General features: G+C 67.7%; 20 protein-coding genes and 1 other RNA gene. 12 read left to right on the forward strand and 9 right to left on the reverse strand.

Going from position 1 to position 22,469, the window contains the following annotated elements; genetic code table 11:
• The first annotated feature begins 6 nt into the window (after window positions 1–6).
• A complete protein-coding gene (alr, locus tag ACKVMH_RS01500; RefSeq protein ID WP_412698979.1) occupies window positions 7–1,098 on the forward strand; it encodes an alanine racemase in 1,092 nt (363 codons plus the stop codon).
• 109 nt (window positions 1,099–1,207) lie between these two features.
• Window positions 1,208–1,909 carry an OmpA family protein gene (locus tag ACKVMH_RS01505; RefSeq protein ID WP_412698980.1) on the forward strand — a complete coding sequence of 234 codons (702 nt, stop codon included), beginning with the start codon at window positions 1,208–1,210 and terminating at the stop codon, window positions 1,907–1,909.
• 81 nt (window positions 1,910–1,990) lie between these two features.
• On the opposite strand, the gene ACKVMH_RS01510 is transcribed toward ACKVMH_RS01505, so the two are convergent.
• Entirely contained in the window at window positions 1,991–2,467 is a 477-nt protein-coding gene (locus ACKVMH_RS01510) for an MgtC/SapB family protein (protein ID WP_215218058.1), read from the reverse strand.
• A 186-nt stretch (window positions 2,468–2,653) separates the two neighbouring features.
• Here ACKVMH_RS01510 and ACKVMH_RS01515 point away from each other — a divergent pair, with 186 nt between their 5' ends.
• From ACKVMH_RS01515 to ACKVMH_RS01525, 3 genes are read left to right on the forward strand one after another with little or no spacing between them, the layout of a single operon-like run.
• Window positions 2,654–8,086: a HAMP domain-containing protein gene (locus ACKVMH_RS01515; RefSeq protein ID WP_412698981.1), complete on the forward strand. Its 5,433-nt coding sequence runs from the start codon at window positions 2,654–2,656 to the stop codon at window positions 8,084–8,086.
• Window positions 8,071–9,816, forward strand: a complete 1,746-nt coding sequence (locus ACKVMH_RS01520; RefSeq protein WP_215218056.1) for a response regulator — start codon at window positions 8,071–8,073, stop codon at window positions 9,814–9,816. The genes ACKVMH_RS01515 and ACKVMH_RS01520 overlap by 16 nt, the downstream gene beginning before the upstream one ends.
• Entirely contained in the window at window positions 9,809–10,522 is a 714-nt protein-coding gene (locus tag ACKVMH_RS01525) for a sensor histidine kinase (RefSeq protein ID WP_412698982.1), read from the forward strand. The genes ACKVMH_RS01520 and ACKVMH_RS01525 overlap by 8 nt, the downstream gene beginning before the upstream one ends.
• A gap of 19 nt (window positions 10,523–10,541) precedes the next feature.
• Here ACKVMH_RS01525 and ACKVMH_RS01530 read toward each other — a convergent pair whose 3' ends face one another.
• Window positions 10,542–10,706, reverse strand: a complete 165-nt coding sequence (locus ACKVMH_RS01530) for a hypothetical protein (RefSeq protein WP_215218054.1) — start codon at window positions 10,704–10,706, stop codon at window positions 10,542–10,544.
• Window positions 10,707–10,885: 179 nt separating this feature from the next.
• Here ACKVMH_RS01530 and ACKVMH_RS01535 point away from each other — a divergent pair, with 179 nt between their 5' ends.
• Window positions 10,886–11,506 carry a ferritin-like domain-containing protein gene (locus tag ACKVMH_RS01535; protein ID WP_412698983.1) on the forward strand — a complete coding sequence of 207 codons (621 nt, stop codon included), beginning with the start codon at window positions 10,886–10,888 and terminating at the stop codon, window positions 11,504–11,506.
• Window positions 11,507–11,591: 85 nt separating this feature from the next.
• Here the strand turns inward: ACKVMH_RS01535 and ACKVMH_RS01540 are convergent, their stop codons facing one another.
• From ACKVMH_RS01540 to ssrA, 4 genes are all read right to left on the reverse strand, one after another.
• Window positions 11,592–11,906 carry a hypothetical protein gene (locus ACKVMH_RS01540; RefSeq protein WP_412698984.1) on the reverse strand — a complete coding sequence of 105 codons (315 nt, stop codon included), beginning with the start codon at window positions 11,904–11,906 and terminating at the stop codon, window positions 11,592–11,594.
• 97 nt (window positions 11,907–12,003) lie between these two features.
• Entirely contained in the window at window positions 12,004–12,579 is a 576-nt protein-coding gene (locus ACKVMH_RS01545; RefSeq protein ID WP_412698985.1) for a cysteine hydrolase family protein, read from the reverse strand.
• Window positions 12,580–12,582: 3 nt separating this feature from the next.
• Window positions 12,583–13,746, reverse strand: coding sequence for a zinc-dependent alcohol dehydrogenase (locus tag ACKVMH_RS01550; protein ID WP_412698986.1), 1,164 nt, complete (start codon window positions 13,744–13,746; stop codon window positions 12,583–12,585).
• 213 nt (window positions 13,747–13,959) lie between these two features.
• Window positions 13,960–14,313, reverse strand: a transfer-messenger RNA (tmRNA) gene (ssrA, locus tag ACKVMH_RS01555).
• A gap of 121 nt (window positions 14,314–14,434) precedes the next feature.
• Between ssrA and ACKVMH_RS01560 the strand changes: the two genes are divergently transcribed.
• Window positions 14,435–16,615 (forward strand): CHASE domain-containing protein, encoded by a 2,181-nt coding sequence (locus tag ACKVMH_RS01560; protein WP_215218049.1) that lies wholly within the window; start codon window positions 14,435–14,437, stop codon window positions 16,613–16,615.
• Between the two features lie 30 nt (window positions 16,616–16,645).
• On the opposite strand, the gene smpB is transcribed toward ACKVMH_RS01560, so the two are convergent.
• A complete protein-coding gene (gene smpB / locus ACKVMH_RS01565) occupies window positions 16,646–17,146 on the reverse strand; it encodes an SsrA-binding protein SmpB (RefSeq protein WP_215218048.1) in 501 nt (166 codons plus the stop codon).
• A gap of 64 nt (window positions 17,147–17,210) precedes the next feature.
• Here smpB and ACKVMH_RS01570 point away from each other — a divergent pair, with 64 nt between their 5' ends.
• Both ACKVMH_RS01570 and ACKVMH_RS01575 read left to right on the forward strand, forming a co-directional pair.
• Complete coding sequence (locus tag ACKVMH_RS01570) at window positions 17,211–17,642, forward strand: type II toxin-antitoxin system RatA family toxin (protein WP_412698987.1); 432 nt, start codon at window positions 17,211–17,213, stop codon at window positions 17,640–17,642.
• The gene (locus ACKVMH_RS01575; RefSeq protein WP_412698988.1) at window positions 17,639–17,899 is read left to right on the forward strand and encodes an RnfH family protein; all 261 of its coding nucleotides are present in this window, start codon (window positions 17,639–17,641) and stop codon (window positions 17,897–17,899) included. The genes ACKVMH_RS01570 and ACKVMH_RS01575 overlap by 4 nt, the downstream gene beginning before the upstream one ends.
• Before the next feature lie 40 nt (window positions 17,900–17,939).
• Here ACKVMH_RS01575 and ACKVMH_RS01580 read toward each other — a convergent pair whose 3' ends face one another.
• The gene (locus ACKVMH_RS01580) at window positions 17,940–18,320 is read right to left on the reverse strand and encodes an outer membrane protein assembly factor BamE (RefSeq protein WP_412698989.1); all 381 of its coding nucleotides are present in this window, start codon (window positions 18,318–18,320) and stop codon (window positions 17,940–17,942) included.
• Window positions 18,321–18,488: 168 nt separating this feature from the next.
• Between ACKVMH_RS01580 and fur the strand changes: the two genes are divergently transcribed.
• Window positions 18,489–18,890 carry a ferric iron uptake transcriptional regulator gene (gene fur / locus ACKVMH_RS01585; protein ID WP_215218044.1) on the forward strand — a complete coding sequence of 134 codons (402 nt, stop codon included), beginning with the start codon at window positions 18,489–18,491 and terminating at the stop codon, window positions 18,888–18,890.
• A gap of 31 nt (window positions 18,891–18,921) precedes the next feature.
• Here fur and recN read toward each other — a convergent pair whose 3' ends face one another.
• Window positions 18,922–20,595, reverse strand: coding sequence for a DNA repair protein RecN (recN, locus tag ACKVMH_RS01590; protein ID WP_412698990.1), 1,674 nt, complete (start codon window positions 20,593–20,595; stop codon window positions 18,922–18,924).
• 127 nt (window positions 20,596–20,722) lie between these two features.
• Here recN and hrcA point away from each other — a divergent pair, with 127 nt between their 5' ends.
• A complete protein-coding gene (hrcA, locus tag ACKVMH_RS01595) occupies window positions 20,723–21,829 on the forward strand; it encodes a heat-inducible transcriptional repressor HrcA (protein WP_215218042.1) in 1,107 nt (368 codons plus the stop codon).
• 74 nt (window positions 21,830–21,903) lie between these two features.
• Window positions 21,904–22,419: a nucleotide exchange factor GrpE gene (gene grpE / locus ACKVMH_RS01600; protein ID WP_412698991.1), complete on the forward strand. Its 516-nt coding sequence runs from the start codon at window positions 21,904–21,906 to the stop codon at window positions 22,417–22,419.
• Window positions 22,420–22,469: the final 50 nt, after the last annotated feature.

Raw genomic sequence — 22,469 nt, forward strand, 5'->3', positions numbered from 1 at the left:
AACCGCATGGCCCGACCCACCACCGCCGTCATCGATACCGGCGCGTTGCGCCACAACCTGGCCCAGGTCCGCGGCCGGGCCCCCGGCAGCCGCGTGATGGCGGTGGTCAAGGCCGACGGCTACGGACACGGCTTGGAGCGCGTCGCCCGTTCGCTTGCCGGAGCCGACGCGTTCGGCGTGGCCGCGCTGTCGGATGCCGAGCGGTTGCGCGCAGCGGGCGTGTCGCAGCCGATCTTGCTGCTGTCGGGCTTCGACGAGCCGTCCGACATCGGCCGGATGCGTGCCCTGCACGTCGACTCGGCGATCCACCACGCCAGCCAGCTCGAGATGCTCGAGCAGGCCGATCCGGGCGAGCTGATCGGCTGCTGGCTCAAGATCGATACCGGCATGCACCGCCTGGGCTTCGCGCCCGAGCACGCGCGCGAGGCCCACGCGCGGTTGTCTGCGATACCGGGCGTGGTCGGCGAGATTCGCCTGCTTAACCATTTCGCCAGTTCCGACGAGTTCGACGACAGTCCGTCGCATGGTCGCCAGACCCGCGAGCAGATGCGCATCTTCCAGGACACCGTGGCGGGGCTGCCGGGCGAGCGTTCGCTGGCCAACTCGGCGGCGGTGCTCGGCTGGCCCGACGCCCACGCCGACTGGGTCCGTGCCGGCGGCGCACTGTACGGGATGTCGGTGGTGGAAGGGCGGACCGGAGCGGACTTCGGCCTGCAGCCGGCGATGACCTTCGCCACCCGGCTCATCGCGATCAACCACATCCGCAAGGGTGAGCGGGTGGGTTACTCGGCCACCTGGGAGTGTCCGGAGGACATGCCGATCGGGGTTGCGGCCATCGGTTACGGCGATGGCTATCCCCGCGCGGCACCGTCTGGGACGCCGATGCTCGTCAACGGACGGCGCGCACCGCTGGTCGGCCGCGTCTCGATGGACCTGGTCACGATCGACCTGCGTGGCGTGCCCGAGGCGCGCGTGGGTGACCCGGTGACCCTGTGGGGCCCCGAGCTGCCGGTCGAGACGATCGCGCTGGCTGCGGGGACGATCGGCTACGAGCTGACGTGCTCGATCACGCGGCGCGTGCGGTTCGTGGAACGCTGAGCAGGCAATCCGGCTGCTTCCTGAACAGGCGGCTCCACCCGTCACCCGTCTCATACGCGGGCGTGTTTAGCTTTGTCCCGGTTAACGGCCACAGCCAAAAGGGACACTTATGAAGACTTCGATCCGATATTCGCTCGCCGCCGCGGTGATGACCGCCATGCTTGCCGGTTGCGCGACCTCCGGTGGCGGCTACTACGGCCAGCAGGACCCCTATGGCCAGGGGCCGGACCCGGCCAACGACCGCACCAAGCGCGGCGCCATCATCGGCGCGGCGGTCGGCGCGGTTGCCGGCCTGCTCAGTGGCGATGACGCCACCGAGCGCCGCCAGCGCGCGCTCGTCGGTGCCGGCGTCGGTGGCCTGGCCGGTGGTGCCATCGGCAACTACCAGGACCGCCAGGAGCGCGCCCTGCGCGAGCGCATGGCTGGTACGGGTGTAGACGTGGTGCGTCAGGGTGACAACATCACGCTGAACATGCCCGACAACATCACGTTCGGGTTCGACAGCTCGGCGCTGCAGTCGCAGTTCTACCCGGTGCTGGACGACGTGGCCGCCACGCTGCGCGAGTACAACCAGACCATCGTCGAGGTCGCCGGCCACACCGACAGCAAGGGCACCGACGCGTACAACCAGGAACTGTCGGTCCGTCGTGCCGATTCGGTCGGCAACTACCTGATGTCCAAGGGCCTGATGCGCGACCGGTTCATCATCACCGGCGCCGGCGAGAGCCGCCCGATCGCGAGCAACGACACCGAGGCCGGGCGCGCGCAGAATCGCCGCGTCGAGATCACCCTGGTGCCGATCCGCTCCTGATCGGTCGCAGGCTGCACATGACGGACGGGCTCCACGGAGCCCGTCTTTTTTTTTGGCCCATACCGGGCGGGTGGATCAGCGTTAACCACCGCCCTTGGCCGATCGCTTCAACAGGCGGTCGCACAGGTTCAGCAACATCAGTACCAGCAGGGTGAGCAGGGTGGCCGCGGCGGCAAGGACGTAATAGTGGAACCCCGCAGCGAGGCCCACCACGGCCACCATCAGCAACGACGCGGCCGTGGTGATGCCCGCGATGGTGTCGCCGCCGCGACGTGCGAAGATCGTGCCCGCGCCGATGAACGCGACACCGGCGATCACTGCTTCGACCATCCTGAGCGGGTCGATCCGCAATTGTCCCGACGTGTTGGCGAACAGTCCGTCATCGGCCAGCGCCAGCCGCCCGATGCCCACCAGCAACGCCGCCGCGCCCGCCACGAGCATATGGGTACGAAAGCCGGCGGGGCGATCCTTGAGCTCGCGCTCGAGCCCCACCAGCCCACCAAGCACCATGCCGATGGCGGTTGCCCACACGGCCTCGAGTTGCGTTGTCCATTCCATGTCGCGCAGTGTCGTCGGTCGCGTGTTTAGGAAGCGTCACCGTATACACGTCGTGAAAGGATGCTCACGCGCGATAGGCTAGTTTTGTACAAATTTCACACCTGTATCACTTGATTGCTCAGGGGGAGCTCAAGAGTGACGTCAAGCACCAAGCGCACCGCGCGATCCGCCAGCCCGAGCGGCACCATGTCCACCGAACCCAAGGCAATGCCGTCGCGCGACGCCGCAGCCCAGCAGTTGCTGGAAGCCCTGTGCGCGATGCGCGATGGCGATTTCAGCGTCCAGCTACCGGTCCACTGGGACGGCATCGAAGGCAAGCTCGCCGATTGCTTCAATGCGATCGTCACCAGCAACCGTCACCTGGCCAACGAATTGAACCGTGTGGGGCAAGTGGTCGGGCGCGAGGGCCAGACTCGCAAGCGCCTCAGCGTCACCAACCACGGCGGTGCCTGGCTCGGCATGCAGCAGTCGGTCAATGGCCTGATCGACGACCTGGTGCGCCCGATCGAGACGATGACCGAGGCCACCGCCGGCGTCGCCAAGGGTGACCTGACCCGCACCGTGCCGTTGGAAACCGACGGCCGTCCGCTGCAGGGCGAGTTCCTGCGGTCGGCGACGATCGTCAACCGAATGATCGAGCAGATGGGCGAATTCTCGGCCGAGGTGACGCGCGTCGCGCTCGAGGTCGGCACGGCGGGCCGCCTCGGTGGCCAGGCCAAGGTCAAGGGTGTGTCGGGCGTCTGGAAGGAACTGACCGACTCGGTCAACCAGATGGCGTCCAACCTCACCACGCAGGTGCGCAATATCTCGGAGGTGACCATCGCGGTGGCCGACGGCGACCTTTCGCGAAAGATCACCGCCGACGTACGCGGCGAGATGGCCCAGCTCAAGGAGGCCATCAACACGATGGTGGACCAGCTGCGAAGCTTCGCCTCCGAGGTGACCCGCGTGGCACGCGAGGTGGGCACCGAGGGCAAGCTCGGCGGCCAGGCGGTCGTGCCCGGCGTGGCGGGTACCTGGAAGGACCTCACCGACTCGGTGAACGCGATGGCGTCCAACCTGACCAGCCAGGTGCGCAACATCGCCGAGGTGACCACCGCGGTGGCCAAGGGCGACCTGTCCCGCAAGATCGCGGTGGATGCCCAGGGTGAGATCCTCGCGCTCAAGAACACCATCAACACGATGGTCGACCAGCTCAACGGTTTCGCCGCCGAGGTGACGCGCGTGGCGCGCGAGGTCGGTACCGAAGGCAAGCTCGGCGGGCAGGCGCAGGTGCCTGACGTCGCGGGTACGTGGAAGGACTTGACCGACCACGTGAACTCGATGGCGTCCAACCTGACCAGCCAGGTGCGCAACATCGCCGAGGTGACCACCGCGGTCGCCAAGGGCGACCTGTCGCGCAAGATCACGGTGGACGTGCGTGGCGAGCTGCTCGAGCTCAAGAACACGCTCAACACGATGGTCGACCAGCTCAACAGCTTCGCGGCGGAGGTGACCCGCGTGGCGCGCGAGGTGGGCACCGAGGGCAAGCTGGGCGGCCAGGCAACGGTGCCCGGCGTCGACGGAACCTGGGCCGACCTCACCGATTCGGTGAACGCGATGGCGTCCAACCTGACCAGCCAGGTACGCAACATCGCCGAGGTGACCACGGCGGTGGCGCGGGGCGACCTCTCGCGCAAGATCGGCGTGACCGCGCAGGGCGAGATCCTGCAGCTGAAGGACACCATCAACACGATGGTGGACCAGCTCAACAGCTTCGCCGCGGAGGTGACGCGCGTGGCGCGCGAAGTCGGCACCGAAGGCAAGCTCGGCGGCCAGGCGACCGTGCCCGGCGTGGCGGGTACGTGGGCCGACCTGACCGACAACGTCAACGCCATGGCGTCCAACCTCACCAGCCAGGTGCGCAACATCGCCGAGGTCACCACCGCGGTGGCGAAGGGCGACCTGTCCCGCAAGATCGGCGTCGACGTGAAGGGCGAGATGCTCGAGCTGAAGGACACCATCAACACGATGGTCGACCAGCTCAACAGCTTCGCGGCCGAGGTGACCCGCGTGGCGCGCGAGGTGGGCACCGAGGGCAAGCTCGGCGGGCAGGCGGCGGTGCCCGGCGTGGCCGGTACGTGGAAGGACCTGACCGACAACGTAAACTCGATGGCGTCCAACCTGACCAGCCAGGTGCGCAACATCGCCGAGGTCGCGACCGCGGTGGCCAAGGGCGACCTGTCGCGGAAGATCGGCGTCGACGCGCAGGGCGAGATCCTCCAGCTCAAGGACACCCTCAACACGATGGTGGACCAGCTCAACAGCTTCGCGGCCGAGGTGACCCGCGTGGCGCGCGAGGTGGGCACCGAGGGCAAGCTTGGTGGACAGGCGATCGTGCCCGGGGTGGCCGGTACCTGGGCCGACCTGACCGACAACGTCAACTCGATGGCGACCAACCTGACCACCCAGGTGCGCGGCATCGCCCAGGTGGTGACCGCGGTCGCGACCGGTGACCTGAGCAAGAAGCTGACGGTGGAGGCCAAGGGCGAGATCGCCGAGCTGGCCGACACGATCAACTCGATGACGGACACCCTGGCGATCTTCGCGGACCAGGTGACCACGGTGGCGCGCGAGGTCGGCGTGGAAGGCCGGCTCGGCGGGCAGGCCAAGGTGCCCGGCACCGCCGGCATCTGGGAGAACCTCACCGGCAACGTGAACCAGCTGGCGGCCAACCTGACCACTCAGGTACGCGCGATCGCCGAGGTCGCCACCGCGGTGACCCAGGGCGACCTGACCCGCGAGATCCAGGTGGACGTACGCGGCGAGCTGGCCGACCTCAAGGACAACATCAACGTCATGATCGGCACGCTGCGTGCGACCACCGAGAGCGGGCGCGAGCAGGACTGGCTGAAGACCAACATGGCGACCTTCAGCAGCATGATGCAGGGCCAGCGTGACCTCGCCACGCTCGGCGACATGCTGCTGTCCGAACTCGCGCCGCTCGTCGATGCGCACCAGGGCTTGATGTACGTGGTCGACGGTGACGAGCCGGGCGCCACCCCGTACCTGCGCCAGCTGGCGTCCTACGCCAGTGCGGGGTCGGCCGATGGTCGGCCGAGCCTGGAGTTCGGCGAAGGCCTGATCGGGCAGTGCGCCGCGAAGGCGCGGATGATCATGGTCGAGAACGTCGACCCGAGCTCGGTGCAGATCCGCTCGGGCCTGTTGGAACTGGTGCCGCGCAATGTGATCGTGCTGCCGGTGCTGTTCGAGGACCAGATCAAGGCGGTCATCGAGCTGGCCTCGCTGTCGGAGTTCACCGTCTCCCAGCGTGCGTTCCTGGACCAGCTCTCGCGCAGCATCGGCATTGTGCTCAACACCATCGAGTCGACGATGCGCACCGAGCGTCTGCTCGCGCAGTCCCAGCAGCTGGCCGGCGAGCTGCAGACGCAGCAGCGCGAATTGCAGCAGACCAACGAGGACATCGCGCTCAAGGCGGCTTTGCTGGCCGAGCAGAAGAACGAGGTGGAGCGCAAGAACCAGCAGATCGAACAGGCCCGCCGCGCGCTCGAGGAGAAAGCGGCGGAACTGGCACTGACCTCGCGCTACAAGTCCGAGTTCCTGGCCAACATGTCGCACGAGTTGCGCACGCCGCTCAACTCGATCCTGATCCTTGGCCAGCAACTGTCGGAGAACGTCGACCAGAACCTGACGCCCCGCCAGGTGGAGTTCGCCAGCACGATCCACGGCGCCGGCACCGACCTGCTGCACCTGATCAGCGACATCCTCGACCTGTCCAAGATCGAGTCCGGCACGGTCACGGTCGACAACGAGGAGATCAGTTTCCGCCACCTGCGCGAGAACATGGAGCGCTCGTTCCGCCACGAGGCCGAGCGGCGCCAGCTGGAGTTCTCGGTCGACTTCTCGCCCGAGCTGGGTCGCGCACTCGACACCGACCCGAAGCGCCTGCAACAGATCCTCAAGAACCTGCTGTCGAACGCGTTCAAGTTCACCGCGCAGGGACGTGTCAGCCTCACCGCACGACCGGCGCAGGGTGGGTGGACGCAGGGCCATGCCGTGCTGGATGCGGCACCGACGGTGATCGCTTTCGAGGTTACCGACACCGGTATCGGGATTTCGCCGGACAAGCAGCGGATCGTGTTCGAAGCCTTCCAGCAGGCCGACGCGGGCACATCGCGCCAGTACGGGGGCACTGGCCTCGGCCTGGCGATCAGCCGCGAGATCGCCGGCCTGCTGGGAGGCGAGTTGCGCTTGCACAGCACGGTGGGCGAGGGCAGCACTTTCACCCTGTATCTTCCGCTGTCCTACGCCGGTGCCGACAGTGCCCACGAAGCGCGTGCCGCGCGGGCCCACGAGCGTGCCGCACTGGTTGCCCCCGCCAGCGATGAAACCACCCAGGCGCCGCAGCAGCGACTCGAAGACGACCGCGACGTGTTGGTGGAGGGCGAGCCGACGCTCCTGCTGGTCGAGGACGATGTCCGCTACGCCGCCGTGCTGCGCGACATGGCGCGCTCCAAGGGCTTCCGGGTCCTTGTCGCGCACCGCGGCAGCGAAGCGCTGCGGCTGGTGCGGGACTACCGCCCGAGCGCGATCTCGCTCGATATCTTCCTGCCCGACATGCTCGGCTGGACGGTGCTGGCGCGGCTGAAGCAGGACTCCGAGACCCGTCACATCCCGGTACAGATCGTCACCGTGGAGGAGGAGCGCCACCAGAGCATCGAGCGTGGTGCGTTCTCCTACCTGGCCAAGCCGGCCACCACCGAGACCATCGACGCCGCGTTGCAGCGGATCAAGGACTACACCCTGCCGCGCGTCAAGCGCCTGCTGGTGGTGGAGGACGACGCCGCCGAGCGGATGAGCATCCAGGAGCTGATCCGTCACGATGACGTCTCCATCGACACCGTCGGCAGCGGCCAGGAAGCGCTGGACGCGCTCAAGCGCGACGGCTACGACTGCGTCGTGCTGGACTTGCGCCTGCCTGACATGACCGGTTTCGAGCTGCTGGACCTGCTACAGGCGGAGCCGACGCTGCGCGACGTGCCGGTGGTGGTGTTCACGGGCAAGGACCTGAGCATCGACGAGGACCGCCGGCTGAAGAAGGCGGCCAAGAGCGTCGTCATCAAGGGGGTGGAGTCACCCGAACGCCTGCTCGACGAAACCGCGCTGTTCCTGCACCGGGTCATCGCGGACCTGCCGCCCGCCAAGCAGCGGATGGTGCAGAGCCTGCACGAGTCCGACGACGCGCTGCGCGACAAGCGCGTGCTGGTGGTTGACGACGACGTGCGCAACATCTTCGCGCTGTCGAGCGTGCTCGAACGGCACGGCATGGACGTCGTCACCGCCGGCACTGGCCAGGAGGCCATCCAGAAGGTGGCCGAGGACGATGAGATCGCGCTGGTGCTGATGGACATCATGATGCCGGGCATGGATGGCTACGAAACCATGCGTGCGATCCGCGAGGACCCCCGTTCGCGGGCCTTGCCGATCGTCGCGCTGACGGCCAAGGCGATGAAGGGCGACCGCGAGAAGTGCTTGGAGGCCGGTGCCTCCGACTACCTCGCCAAGCCCGTCGTCACCGACCAGTTGCTCGGAGTGCTGCGCCTGTGGCTGCATCGCTGACCTCCGTGCCGGGCCAGCAGAGCCCCGACGAGCCGGTGAAGATCCTGCTGGTCGACGACCAGCCGGGGCGGCTGTTGACCTACCGCGCGATCCTGGAGCCGCTGGGCGAAGAGCTGGTGGAAGCCAGCTCCGGCGTCGAGGCCCTGAAACGACTGATGGAGGACGAGTTCGCGCTCATCCTGCTCGACGTCAACATGCCCGACATGGACGGTTTCGAGACCGCCAGCCTGATCCACCAGCACCCGCGGTTCGAGAAGACACCGATCATCTTCGTTACCGCGGTCAACGTCACCGACATGGACCGCCTGCGCGGCTACAAGCTGGGCGCGGTCGATTACGTCATGGTGCCGGTGATCCCCGAGATCCTGCGCAGCAAGGTGGTGGTGCTGGCCGAGCTGCATCGGAAGCGGATGGAGCTGCAGGCGGCCAACGCCAAGCTCGCCGCGGCCAACCGCGCGTTGCAGGCCGAGCAGGAACGCGAGCTGGAGGTGCTGAACGAGTCGCTGCGCAACGCCAACGCTGCGCTGGGTGCGCAGAACGTGGAGCTGCATGGCGAGGTCGCCGAGCGCACCCGTGTCGAGCAGTTGCTGCGCGAGGCCGACCGTCGCAAGGACGAGTTCCTGGCGACGCTCGCGCACGAGTTGCGCAACCCACTCGCGCCGCTGCAGAACGCGCTCAGCATCCGTCGACTGTCCGACGCCCCGGGCGATCCCGCACTTCAACAGGTGATGGAGCGGCAACTGGGCCTGCTGGTCCGCCTGATCGACGACCTGCTCGATATCGCGCGCATCAGCCAGGCCAAACTGACCTTGCGCAAGCACGCGACATCGCTGCAGGAGATCATCGATTCGGCGATCGAGATCGCCCGTCCGTCCATCGAACACGGGCGCCACCAGTTGGTGCTGACCGTACCCGAAACGCCGGTTCCGCTGGTGGCCGACCAGGCGCGCATGTCCCAGGTGTTCGCCAACCTGCTCAACAACGCGGCCAAATATTCCGACGCCAATGGCCGCATCGAACTGGTAGCCCGGGCCGACCGGCCCGGTGGCCGGGTCGAGGTGCAGGTGCGCGACAGCGGCATCGGGCTCGCGCGCGAGCAGATGGACCGCATCTTCGAGATGTTCTCCCAGGTGGAAACCGCGGTGGACCGCGCCCACGGCGGGCTCGGCATTGGCCTGACCCTGGTCCGCCGGCTGGTCGAGATGCACGGGGGCGAGGTGTCTGCGGCGAGCGACGGGCTGGGCGCCGGCGCATGCTTCACCGTCTCGCTGCCGATGCACCAACCCGAGCCCCAAGCCGAAGCCCCGGCGGCACCGGCATCGACCACGGAAGAAATGCACAAGCGCGTGCTGGTGGTCGACGACAACCGCGATGCCGCCGACACGCTGGCGATGATGATCGAGATGCTGGGGCACCAGGTGCGGCGGCTCTACGACCCCCATGCGGTAGTCGCCGAGATGGAATCGTTCCAACCCGACCTGGTGTTCCTTGATGTCGGTATGCCCGGGCTGAGCGGGTATGAGCTTGCGCCGCGCCTGCGGGCGATGCCCGGGTTCGAGGACCTGGAGATCGTGGCGGTGACCGGCTGGGGACAGCCGGAGGATCGCCGCCGGACCCGGGAGGCCGGCTTCGACGAACACCTGGTCAAGCCACCTTCGCTCGATGCCATCCGGCAGTTGTGCACGCAACCGGTGCGCGACACGACGCGCAGGGAGCAGGTCGATGGATGAGCGCAAACCGCATGCGGGGTCCGTTGTGCAGGAAGCCCCAGACCCGACGCCGCAGTTCCTCGGTCGGCTCGCCCACGATCTGCGCGGCCCACTGTCGCCGCTGCAGACCGCGGCCTACCTGCTCAAGCGCGATGACCTGGACGAGGATCGCCGCGTCGAGTTGCTGGACATCATCGACCGTCAGACCCGGCGGCTGAGCAGCATGGTGCAGGAGGTATCCGACTGGGTCCGCGCGCGTGAGGCCCGGCTGGTCACCTACCGCGAGGTGGTCACCGTGCCAATGCTGCTGGATCTGGCGGCGGCCAACCTCGGCGCGGGAGTCGCACTGGAGGCGGTGCCGCAGCTGGACGAAGCCTGCGTCGAGGTGGACGTGCAGCGCATCCTGCAGTTGCTCGAGGCACTCGTGGAGTTCCTCGGCACCCGCGCGCCGCAAGTGCGCGTCGAGGCCAACGCAGACCGCGGACGCGTGCGACTGCTGGTTGCAGCGCCCGGTAGCGGCTGGCAGGACCAGGACGAGCGCGACACCCTGTTCCAACAACCCCAGGCCGCGCCCTTCGACGAAGGGCTCGGAATGCGCTTGCTGGTTGCGCGTTCAATCGCGGACGCGCACGGGGGGGAGCTCGCAGGCGTCGATGCGCCCGATGGCTCTGCCGCCGTGCGGCTCTATCTGCCGCTGGCGGACTGCGCCGCCCTGGAAAGCGTCTAGCAGTCGCGGCCGTTCGCAGTCAGTCCGGGGTCTTGGCCGGAATAAACGGTGACACCGGGTCGCTTGCGGGGAAGGTTTCCTCCAGCGCTTCGTCCTGGTTCTCGTTCTCGTGCCGCTTACGCTCTTCGGCGTCCTGCGGCTCGGCGGATGTCGTGTTTTCAGTGCGCGGCAAATTGGCGTTCATTGTGCGATCCCTTGGGCCCGGCGCCCTTTCGGTCACGATACGACCTGCCTGCTAAGGAGGCGTGAGCAACGCGTGGGCCGGGCTTTACGGTGCCGCCACGCGTCGCGCATAGGCTGGTCCCAGGTGCGATGCGCCTTCCCCCCACCGGCATCGCCGGACAGAACCCGCAGGAGTATGCAATGGTTACCAGTAAGCACGACCAGGCCCAGTTGCACGAGTTGCTTTACCAGGCGTTGGAAACCGAGATCGGCGGCGCGAAGATCTACGAGATGGCGATCGAGTGCGCGGTCAACGACGACCTCCGCAAGGAATGGCAGGAGTACCTCGAAGAAACCCGCACGCACCGCAAGGTGCTGCTCAATGTCTTCAGCGAGCTCGGACTGGATCCGGAAGTGCGCACCCCGGGCCGCGAGGTCGTCGCCCACCTGGGGCAGTCCTACGTCGCGGCGATGCAGATGGCGATGAAGGCCGGCGACCCGGTGGCGGCCGAGCTGGTCGCGGGTGAGTGCGTGGTGCTGGCGGAGACCAAGGATCACCTCAACTGGGAGCTCATCGGGCACGTGTCCAAGAAGGCCACGGGCAAGGAAGGCTCGGTGCTGAAGCAGGCTTTCGAGGCTGTCGAACAGCAGGAGGACCACCACCTCTACCACACCACCGGCTGGACGCGGGAGCTGTGGATGGGTGCCCTTGGGTTGCCGGCCGTGCTCCCGCCGCCGGAGGAGGTCAAGAACGTCGAGACCAAGATCGGCGCGTCGCGGGCCGAACAGGCACGAGGCGAAATGCTCAAGCGCAGCCATTGACCGCCGAGGGCGCGAGCACGGCTCGCGCCCTTTCTTCCAGGCGTGGCGCGAGCGGCTCCCGCCCTTTTCTTCCGGCCGGGCGTGGTTACGCCGCGACGCGTTTTTCGTGCATCCGGCGCCATGCCGCAGCGGCCGCGGGCTGGGCTTCGTTCCAGTCCAGCGGGCTGCGGCCCCGCGTGCGGTAGTAAGCCTCCGCCAGGTCCTCGCCGTGGTGCTCAAACAGCTCCACCTGCCCATGCAGGAACGCGTTGATGCCCAGTTTCAGTGCGGGCTCGTAGTCCTCGTACGACAGTCCTGGCCGGCAAAAAGGCGCGTTGGGGTAATGCGCGCGCCAGTAGTCGAGCTCGCCGTCAAAATCGACGTAGCTGGGCGTGGACGGTGATGCGGTTTCAGTCGACATGGAATTCCCTCCCTGAACTGCCCCCCTGCCTTCGCCATTCTCGGCCCAATCCGAGGCGAACTGCAAACCACGTCTCTGAATCTTTCATCGGGCGCGGTCAGGCGCGTGCATACCGGGCGGTGCGTACGTCAATGTTCATCGAATCCTTCATCAGGGCCAGCGCGCGCTCGGTGCGTTGCGCACTGATCGAGGCGACGCAGTCTCGGGGGACATGGACGGCGAATTCCCTCATGTGGGCGTCGGTGGCCGTGGTCAGTACGCAGCCGTCGGCGGCGACGCCGGTAATCACCAGGCGCTTGGCTCCGAGCTTGGCAAGCAGGATCGCCAGCGGCGTGTCGAAGAATCCCGAATGCTTGGGCTTGAGCACGAAGTAGTCGTCCGGTTCCGGCGGCAGGCATCGGGCCAGCTCCGCCCCCAGGCTGCCATCGTGCTGGCAGATGGCGACCAGCGCGCTGAAGTCGACCTGCCAGTGCATGAAGTTGTCGTTGACGTACACCACGGGCACGCCGTCGCGCTTCAGCCGCTGCTTCAGCGTGGCGATCCGTCGGGCCGCCTCGGCGGCCTGGGGACGCATTGCCTTGCCCCCCTCGAAGTCGAGGGGGTTGATCATGTCAACGATCAGCAGGGCGGTGCCGCCGATCTCCGCTTTGCGGGGTCTGGATGCCGTCGCCATGGGTCAGGGAGTCAGCACGACCTTGCGGCAGTCGTCCTGCTTCTCCTCGAACATTTCGTACCCCCGCGCCGCGTCGGCGAGCTTCATGCGGTGGGAGATGATGATCTCGGGCGCGAGCCGACCGTCCTCGATGAAACCCAGCAGTTCCGGCATGAACCGTTGCACGTGGGTCTGTCCCATCCGGAAGGTCAGCCCCTTGTCGAACGCGTCGCCGAACAGGAAGCCGTGGATGAAACCGGCATAGACGCCGGCGACGCTGACGATGCCGCCGCGCCGGGTTGCTGCGATGCACTGGCGGAGCGCCTTGCCGCTGCTGCCTTCGAGCTTGACAGCGGTCAGGACGGTCTCGGTCGTGCTGCCCTTGGCCTCGAACCCCACCGCCTCGATGCAGGCGTCGACGCCGCGATAGCCCGTCTGTTCCACGATCAGCCCCGCCGGGTCGTCGCACTGGTCGAAGTTGATCGGTATGACACCGTAGGCCTGCGCAGCGAAGTCCAACCGGTAGGGATGGTGGTCGACCATGAAGATCCGCTCGGCGCCCAGCATCCGGCAGCAAGCCGCCGCCATCAGCCCGACCGGCCCGGCGCCGAAGATCGCCACGGTCGAACCTTCGCCGACCTCGGCATTGATCACCGCCTGGTAGCCCGTCGGCAGGATGTCGGACAGGAACAGCACCTGCTCGTCGCCCAGGCTGCCAGGCACGACCAGCGGCCCGACGTTGGCCTTGGGTACCCGCACGAACTCGGCCTGGCCGCCGGGGACGCCGCCATACAGATGGCTGTACCCGAACAGCGCCGCCGGCGGGGTGAGCTCCTTGCGGTTGAGGATCGCGCCGCGACCGTCGTTGGTGGTCTCGCAGCAGGCGAACTGCTGCAGCTGGCAGAAGAAGCATTCCCCGCAGGAGATGGTGAAGGGAATCACGACGCGGTCACCCTTGCGGCACCGGGTCACGGCCGGACCGGCCTCTTCGACCACGCCCATGAATTCATGGCCGAGGATGTCGCCGTCGTGGACCATCGGGATCTTGCCGCGGTACAGGTGCAGGTCCGAGCCGCATATCGCGGTGGCGGTAACGCGCAACAGGATGTCGTCGGGTTCCAGGATGACGGGGTCGGGGACGGATTCGACACGCACGTCTTTTGCACCGTGGTAGGTCAGTGCCTGCATGGTAGGACTCCGGGGGGAGGGCGCTTCTGGATACCAAGCCGGGCGTAATCCGCGGGTGAGCCGGATGTGTACGCGTCGCATTCACGCCGCGCTTTCCGCAAGATCGGGCGATCGGCTCGCCGCCCGGCGACGTCGCCCTGCGACCCGCGCTCAGCAGGCACCGAGCCGACAAACAGAAGAGCCCGCCTTGAGGGCGGGCTCGTCTGCTGTTGATGGTGGAGGTGGCGGGAATCGAACCCGCGTCCGAAGGCACTCCATCCCCGGCACTACATGCTTAGCTCGCCGTTGGATCTCGTCCCCTGACAGCACGGCGCGCAAAGCGCATCAGGGGACCAGCCTGCTATAGGTTAACCGGGTGCTGGCAGGCGGCCACTCCCGGCGATTCCGTGATGATGACCCTACGTCGCGAGCACGGACACAAGCGATTTCGGGGCTTAGGCCTTAAGCGGCCAGTGCGTAGTTGTCGTCGTTGGCAACTAGAGTTTTGCAGCTGGATTTACGAGGAAAGCTACCCCCTCGGCATGCGCCAAGCGATTTCGCGACCCCCGTCGAAGCCAGTGCACCCCCGGGGAACTACAAGTTCGCTGACCTGGCCAGTATAGGGCTGCCGGCGCCGTCCTCAAGGCCCGCGCAACACCACGCTACCGGCGGTTCAGCCGGGCCCGCGCCCTTGTATGCTTGAGGCGCCATGGACGACCACGCCGCCGACCCCGATAAGCCAAGCCTGCGCGAGCGCCTGCGGCCCCTGCGCGGCCACCTGTGGGCGCTGGTGGTGCTGCTGGCGTCGCTGGCGTCCGTGCTGGCGTTGTGGCAACTGGCCTACGACCGCGAGCTGCGCGCGGCAGACGCGCGTTTCGTTTCCAACACCCAGGAAGCGACCGAGCTGCTCAAACAGCGCATCATCAACTACGAGCTGGTGGCCGGCGGCGGCGCTGCGCTGTTCGCGTCGGTCGACCGTCCCACTCCGACGCAGTGGTACGGATTCGCCGACGGCATGGGGATCGGTTCGCGCTTTCCCGGCATGGTCGGGCTCGGCTTTGCCGGGTATGTCAGCGGCAACCGGTTGCAGGACCTCCAGAACGAGTGGCGCGAAACCGGCTGGGGCGTGCTGCGCGTCCGTCCCGAGGGTGAGCGCGACCACTACGGGCCGATCCTCTACCTGGAGCCCAGGAGCGCGGAGAATGTCCAGGCGATCGGCTTCGACATGTACTCCGAGCCGGCTCGGAAGGCGGCGATGGAAGCGGCACTGGAGAGCGGCAAGGCATCGCTGTCGGGGCCGGTGCACCTGATCCAGGACGGTGCCACTTCGCGCACCGGCCTGTTGCTGTACCTGCCGGTGTATCGGGACGGGGCGCGTCCGGAGTCCGTCGCTGAACGCCAGTCGGCAATGCTGGGCTGGGTGTATGTCCCGCTCCGGGTCGACGAGTTTGTCCGCGAGGCACTGGGCGAAAACCCGATGCGGTTCCGCATCACCGACGTCACGCACGGCCGGAGCCTGCTCTACGTTTCTGTCAGTGACGAGGTGCAGCAGCCGCCAGCGTTCCACCATTCGGAAGAGGTCTCCCATTACGGCAGGCGCTGGCTGCTGGAGTTCGAGTCGCCGCCGCTGGAGCAGGCCGTGCCGCGACTCCAGAACCTGCAGGCGACGCTGGCGCTGGGACTGTTCGCATCGCTGCTGATGTACGCGATCGCCTGGATGCTTGCACAGACCGAGTCGCGCGCCCACAGGATCGCGCTGGGATTGACGGAGAACTACCGGCGTAGCGAGGAGCGGTTCCGCACCGCGATGGAGTACTCGGCAATCGGCAAGGTGTTGCTGGACAGCCACGGGTGCATTGTCCAGGCCAACCCGGCGTTTGCACGGATCGTCGGGCGCCCGCCGGAGACGCTGGTTGGCGAGCGCTTCCACGGATTGTTCGAGGACGCCGGCGACGCTGCGCACGAGTTCGGCACCGGTGGGGACCGGCGCGACAGCGTTCGACGCGAAACCCGCCGGCTCCATCGCGATGGCGGTGAGCCGCGCCAAGCCCAACTCACCTACGCACCCGTCCCGGGCAGCGTTGGCCAGGACGTGGTCGGCCTGGTGCAGGCCGAGGATGTCACCGAGCGTCTCCAGGCCGAGGCGCGGGTACACGCGCTCAACCGCACACTGGAACACCGCGTCGCCATGCGGACACGCGAACTGAGCCAGGCCAACCAGGAGCTGGAAGCTTTCGCCTACAGCGTGTCGCACGACCTGCGCGCCCCGTTGCGGGCGATCGACGGCTTCAGCAAGGTGCTGGCCGAACGCTATGCCGCCACCCTCGACGAGGCTGGCCAGGGCTACCTGGAGCGCGTCCGGAAGGCCGCCAACCGCATGGGCGAGCTCATCGACGCGCTGTTGAAGATGTCCCGCGTGACGCGCAGTGCACTGCGCCACGAGCGGGTCGACCTCGGTCGTATGGCTGCCGAACTGGTGGACGACCTGCGAGCCGGCGATCCCGACCACCCGGTCGAAGTGGAGATCCACGGAGACCTGGTTGCCGAAGGCGACGCGTCGCTGCTGCGCAACCTGCTGGAGAACCTGCTAGGCAACGCATGGAAATTCACCCGCGGCACGGCGGACCCGCGGATCGAGTTCGGCCGTAATGCGGTGGAGTTCTTCATCCGTGACAACGGGGCCGGCTTCGACCAGGAGTACGTGGACAAGTTGTTCCGGCCGTTCCAGCGGCTGCATGACCAGAGCGAGTTCGCCGGTCACGGCATCGGCCTTGCGTCGGTCAAGCGGATTGTCGAGCGCCACGGCGGCAGCATCCGCGCAGAGGGTCGGCCGGGGCAGGGCGCCACGTTCTACTTCACCCTGCCCGGCGAGGTGCGCGAGCAGGGCTGAGTGCCTTCGCGGCGGTTCGCGGGTGGCGGCTCAGGCGTCCTTGTTGTGCCGGCGCATCACGCGCTGTTTCTCGCGCGCCCAGTCACGGTCCTTGTTGGCCTGGCGCTTGTCGTGGTCCTGCTTGCCCTTGGCCAGCGCGAGCTCGATCTTGATCCGGTTGCCCTTCCAGTACATCGAGGTGGGCACCACGGTATAGCCGTCGCGCTGCACGCGGCCGATCAGGTTGTCGATCTCGCGGCGGTGCAGCAGCAACTTGCGGGTCCGGCGTTCGTCGGCCACCACGTGGGTGGAGGCCGAGATCAGCGGGGTCATCTGCGCCCCGAACAGGAAGATCTCGCCGTCGCGCACCACCGCGTAGCTTTCGCCGATGTTGGCGCGCCCGGCACGGATCGATTTGACCTCCCACCCCTGAAGGGCGAGCCCCGCCTCGAAGCGTTCTTCAAGGTGGTAGTCGTGGCGTGCGCGCTTGTTGAGCGCAATGGTGCCGCCGTTTCCCTTATCCTTGCCCGTCTTGTTCTTGCTCTTGGCCATCGCGCCATTGTCCCTGATTGCGGGGTCGATACGCGAGGCGCGACCCACTGAAAAGCAGCCATCCGTGCCCAGCATCCGCCGTACCGCCCTCGTCGAACACTCCGCCGCGCGCATGTTTGCGCTGGTCAACGACGTGGCGGCCTACCCGCGACGGTTCGACTGGTGCGACGGCGCTAAGGTGCTGGAGTCCTCCGAAGGACGCATGGTTGCGCAGCTGGACCTCGGCCTGGGTGCACTGAGGACGTGGTTCACCACCGAGAACACCATGTCCGAGCCGCACCACATCGACCTAAAACTGGTCGACGGGCCGTTCCGCCGCCTGGCCGGGCGGTGGGAGTTCCACGCGCTGGACGAGTCCGCGTGCAAGGTCACCCTGACACTGGACTTCGAACCCAAGGTGCGGCTGCTCGGGCCGGCGATGGCGCTCGGGTTCCAGAGCCTGGCCGACCGCATGGTCGACGACTTCATCCGGGTCGCGGACCGCGGCGGCGAATGAAGGTCGCCCTGGTCCGGGCATGGCCGCGGCGGTTCGACTGGATCGAAGTCGAACTTCCCGACGGCGCCCGGGTGGCGGATGCACTGCAGGCGGCCGGGTGGGCGGGCACGTCCGGGCCGGTGGAATACGCCGTGTTCGGCGTGGTCGCCGATGCGACCACCATGCTGCACGACGGTGACCGGGTGGAGCTGCTGCGCCCGCTGCTGGTCGACCCCAAGGAAGCCCGCCGGCGCCGCGCCGGCCAACGGGCCGGCTAAGGAAGCGCCTGGCCTGCTCGTGCAGGCGGGCTTTCCAAGATTACTTCTTGTCCTTGGCCAGGTTCGGGCCGAACTGCTTGCGTGCCGACTTGGCCAGGTCCGAATCCTGCTCCGGGAAGTACTCGCCTTCCCAGCGCGCCAGCTGGTCGTTTTCGAACCAGAGCGTCAATGTCTTGATCCGAGTGTGCGCAAGGCGGTCGGTGCGCTGGGTGGAGGTGTAGTCCCAGCGGTCGTGGTGGAACGGGTCCTGGATCGACGGCGTGCCGAGCATCCCGATCACCTGCTGCTTGCTCATGCCGGCCTGCAACTGCTCGACCTGGGACGATTCCAGCAGGTTGCCCTGGAAGATCGGCTGGCGGTAGACGATGCCGCAGCCCGAAGCGATCAGGGCGACGGAAAGGGCGAGCAGGAGCGTACGCATCGGGTGCTTGGGCATCGGTTCGAGCGGGAGGCGGACAGAAGCCCGATGATACACTGATGCATTGCCGGCGCAGTCTCCCGGCTGTCGCGTTCATCCGGTATTACGGACGTGTCCGCAGGTGGCGGATGCGCGCCCCGGTGGACGACGAGACCACCCCAAGGAGCCTTCATGGAATCGCAGGACCTTCGCAAGGCTGGCCTCAAGGTGACGCATCCCCGGATGCGGATCCTGCAGCTGCTCGAGCAGGCCAAGCCCCGTCACATGACGGCCGAGGACATCTACCGCCTGTTGCTGGACCAGGGCGAGGACATCGGGCTTGCGACCGTCTATCGGGTGCTCACGCAGTTCGAGGCGGCCGGCCTCGTGCTCAAGCACAACTTCGAGTCGGGGCAGTCGGTGTACGAGCTCGACCGTGGCCAGCACCACGACCACATGGTCGACATCGAGACCGGCAAGATCATCGAGTTCGAAAGCTCCGAGATCGAGGAACTCCAGGCGAGGATCGCCGCCGAGCACGGCTACCAGATCGAGGAGCACTCGCTGGTGCTGTACGTACGCAAGAAGCGCTGACGCAACCGGATCCGGCGCTGCCAGCTTCGGCTCAGCCGACGTCGCTCAACAACCGTTTCGCCGCGGCTCGCGCCTCTCGGGTCAACTCCACGCCGCCGAGCATGCGGGCGAGCTCTTCCTGTCGCTGTTTCGCGTCCAGCAGGCCCACCTGGCTCTGGGTCACGCCCTCGCTGGCTGCCTTGCTGACCCGGTAGTGCGCGTGTCCCTGCGCGGCGACCTGCGGCAGGTGGGTCACGCACAGCACCTGGCGGCTGGCGCCAAGCGCGCGCAACTTCTGTCCGACGATCTCGGCGACACCACCGCCGATGCCGGAGTCGACCTCGTCGAAGACCATCGTCGGCACGGTGTCGAGCCCAAGCGCGGCCACTTCGATCGCGAGCGAGATGCGCGACAGCTCGCCGCCCGACGCGACCTTGCGAAGCGCGCGTGCCGGTTGCCCGGGATTGGCCGCGACGAGGAACTCAACCCGCTCGCCCCCCTGCGGATCGGGTCGGTCAACTTCGACCGGCTCAACGGTAATGTCGAAACGTCCGCCGCCCATTCCCAGTTCGCCGATGAGCGCCGTGGTGGCGGCGGCGAGTGCCTGGGCGGCCGTGCGTCGCCGGTCGCCGAGCACGTCGGCGGCACTGCGCCAGGCCGACCGGGCGGCGACGATCTCGCCATCGAGCGCGTCCAGGCGCTGGCCGGCGCCGCGCAGCTGTTCCAGCTCCAGCGCGATGCGCTCGCGCTGGCCAAACAACTCCTCCGGCGTGACGCGGTGCTTGCGCGCCAGTTCGTGCAGCCGGCCGAGGCGCTGCTCGATGCGGTCGAACTGGGAAGGATCCAGGTCCAGATCGGAGCGGATGCGGTCCAGCAAGCTCAGGGCCTCATCGATCTGGATCGCGGCGGCGTCGAGCATGCCGTCGACCTCGTCCAGGCGCGGTTCGTGTTCGGCCACCCGCTGCAGTTCACTGCGGGCACGGCCGAGTTCGCGCGCCACGGCACCGTCGTCATCGCCACCGAGCCGTCCGAACACACTGTCGCAGGCGGCGATCAGGTCGGCAGCGTGGGCCTGGCGACGGTGGTCGGCCTGCAGCTCGGCAATCGACCCGGGCTCAAGGGTTTCGCGCTCCAGCTCGGCATGCTGGTGCTCAAGCCATTCGATCCGGTCCGACACGTCGCCCTGCTGGTTAAGCCGTTCGCGCTCGCCGAGCAGGGTGCTCCAGTGCGTGGCGGCCGTGGTCACGGCGGCGCGTTCGGCGTCTGTCCTTCCAAAGGCATCCAGCAGCGCCAGCTGGCTGCCACGGGCCATCAGCGCCTGGTGCTCGTGCTGCCCGTGGATCTCGACCAGCAGCGCGGCCAGTTCGGCCAGCTGCCCGATCGTGACCGGGCGCCCATTGATCCACGCGCGTGAACCGCCGTCGGCCCGCACCACGCGGCGGAGCAGGCAGGCCGTGCCATCAGCGTCGTCGAGCTCGGCGGCCTGCAGCCAGTCGCGAGCGGCGGGCACGTCGTCGAGCGCGAACCCACCGACGACTTCGGCACGCTCGGCCCCGTGCCGGACCACGCCGCTGTCGGCGCGCAGGCCGGACAGCAGGCCCAGCGCGTCGACCAGCAACGACTTGCCCGCGCCGGTTTCACCCGAGATCACGGTCAGGCCCGGCCCGAAGGTGAGTTCGGCTTCCTCGACAACGGCGAAATGCTTGAGGCTGAGATGGGTAAGCATGTGGCGGCGAGTTTAAGGCGGCGTGGGGTTGGAGGGCAGGGGGCGCGGACGCGGATGCAAGCACGGCCCGGTCTCACTGGATGAGCTGCGGCTTGCGCGAGCGCGGCCGCCGCCTTATACCCGGGCCATGAGCCGCCGTCGCGATGCCACCCGCCCCGATTCCAGCCCCGACACGCACGCGCCGGACCCGCACACGCTCGACCCGCGCGCCCGCCATCTGCTTCGCACGCTGATCGCGCGCTACATCCGCAGTGGCGAGCCGGTCGGCTCGCAGACCCTGGCCCGGCACGCAGGGCTGGACGTAAGTGCAGCGACGATTCGCAACATCCTGTCCGACCTCGAGGAGGTCGGTCTCCTGAGTGCGCCGCATACTTCCGCCGGCCGGGTGCCGACCGCCCAGGGGTACCGGCTGTTCGTCGACTCGCTCCTGCAGGTGCGGCCGCTGCCCGACAGCGAGCTGGCGCGGCTGCGCGGCGAGCTGCCGTCGGGCACCGGGACCCAGGCATTGCTGGGCAGCGCGTCGGAGCTGCTGTCGGCGATGACCCGCTTCGTCGGCGTTGTCAGCGTGCCCAAGCGCGAGCAGTTCGCGTTCCGGCGCGTGGAGTTCGTGCAGGTCGACAGCCAGCGCGTGCTCGCGATCGTGGTGTTCGCCGACAACGAGGTGCAGAACCGGATCATCCAGACCAGGACCAGCTACGCCCCGGGCGAGCTGGAGCGGGTCGCCAACTACCTCAACCACCATTTCGCCGGGCGCCCGGTAAGCGAGATACGCACCATCCTGCTGCACGAGTTGCGTTCGGCCCGCAGCGAGATGGAATCGCTACTGGCACGCTCGATAGAACTGGCCGAGCACGTGCTTGCGCCCGACAGCGACGACATGGTGCTGGCGGGGCAGACCCGGTTGATGGGCCTGCAGGACCTGTCCGACCTGGACCGCCTGCGTGAACTGTTCGAAGCCTTCGCCCGCAAGCGCGAGATCCTCCAGTTGCTCGAGCGGACCGTCCACGCGCCCGGCGTGCGGATCTTCATCGGCGAGGAGACCGGCCTGGCGCCGCTGGAGGGCATGTCGCTGGTGACCGCCCCCTACGCCGCCGGTGGCCAGGTGCTGGGCGTACTGGGCGTCATCGGTCCGACCCGGATGGCCTACGAGCGTGTGATACCCGTGGTGGAGGCCGCGGCGGACGCCCTTGGGGGCGCCTTCGCGCGTGACGTGGGACGGCCGGGCGACGCTTGAATTGCCGCCCGCCGGCCCCATTGCTCGGCTCTGTCAAGGAAATCGCGCCGCCGCGCGCCAGAACAGGGCCACGCATGACCACCGAACCGATGAAGGAAGCCGCCGAGCAGGCCTCCGCCGATAACGAGATCTCCCCCCTTGCCGCCGAGCTGGAGGCGTTACAGGCCGAACTGGCCCAGGTGCGCGAGGACACCCTGCGCGACCGCGCCGACCTGGAGAACCAGCGTAAGCGGCTCGAGCGCGAACGCGACACCGCCCGCAAGTTCGCCAACGAGCGCCTGCTGGCCGACCTGCTACCGGTCATCGACAGCCTGGAAGCTGGCCTGGGCGCGGCCGGCGGCGACAACGGGCCGCTGCGCGAGGGGATGGAGCTGACGCTCCGGCAATTGCTGAAGGTCGGCGCCGACAACGGCCTGGTCGAGGTGAATCCGGTCGGCCAGCCGTTCAACCCCGACCACCACCAGGCGATGAGCATGGTCGATAGCGACGAGCACGCCGCCGGGCACGTGGTGCAGGTCTACCAGAAGGGCTGGCTGCTGAACGAACGCCTGCTGCGCCCGGCGCTGGTCGTGGTGAGCCGGACCGACTGAGCGGCCGCGCCGCCACGGATGCTTGAACCCGTGGCAGGCGACCCCAGATA

The organism is Lysobacter zhanggongensis (assembly GCF_046638635.1).
Classification (GTDB): domain Bacteria; phylum Pseudomonadota; class Gammaproteobacteria; order Xanthomonadales; family Xanthomonadaceae; genus Novilysobacter; species Novilysobacter luteus.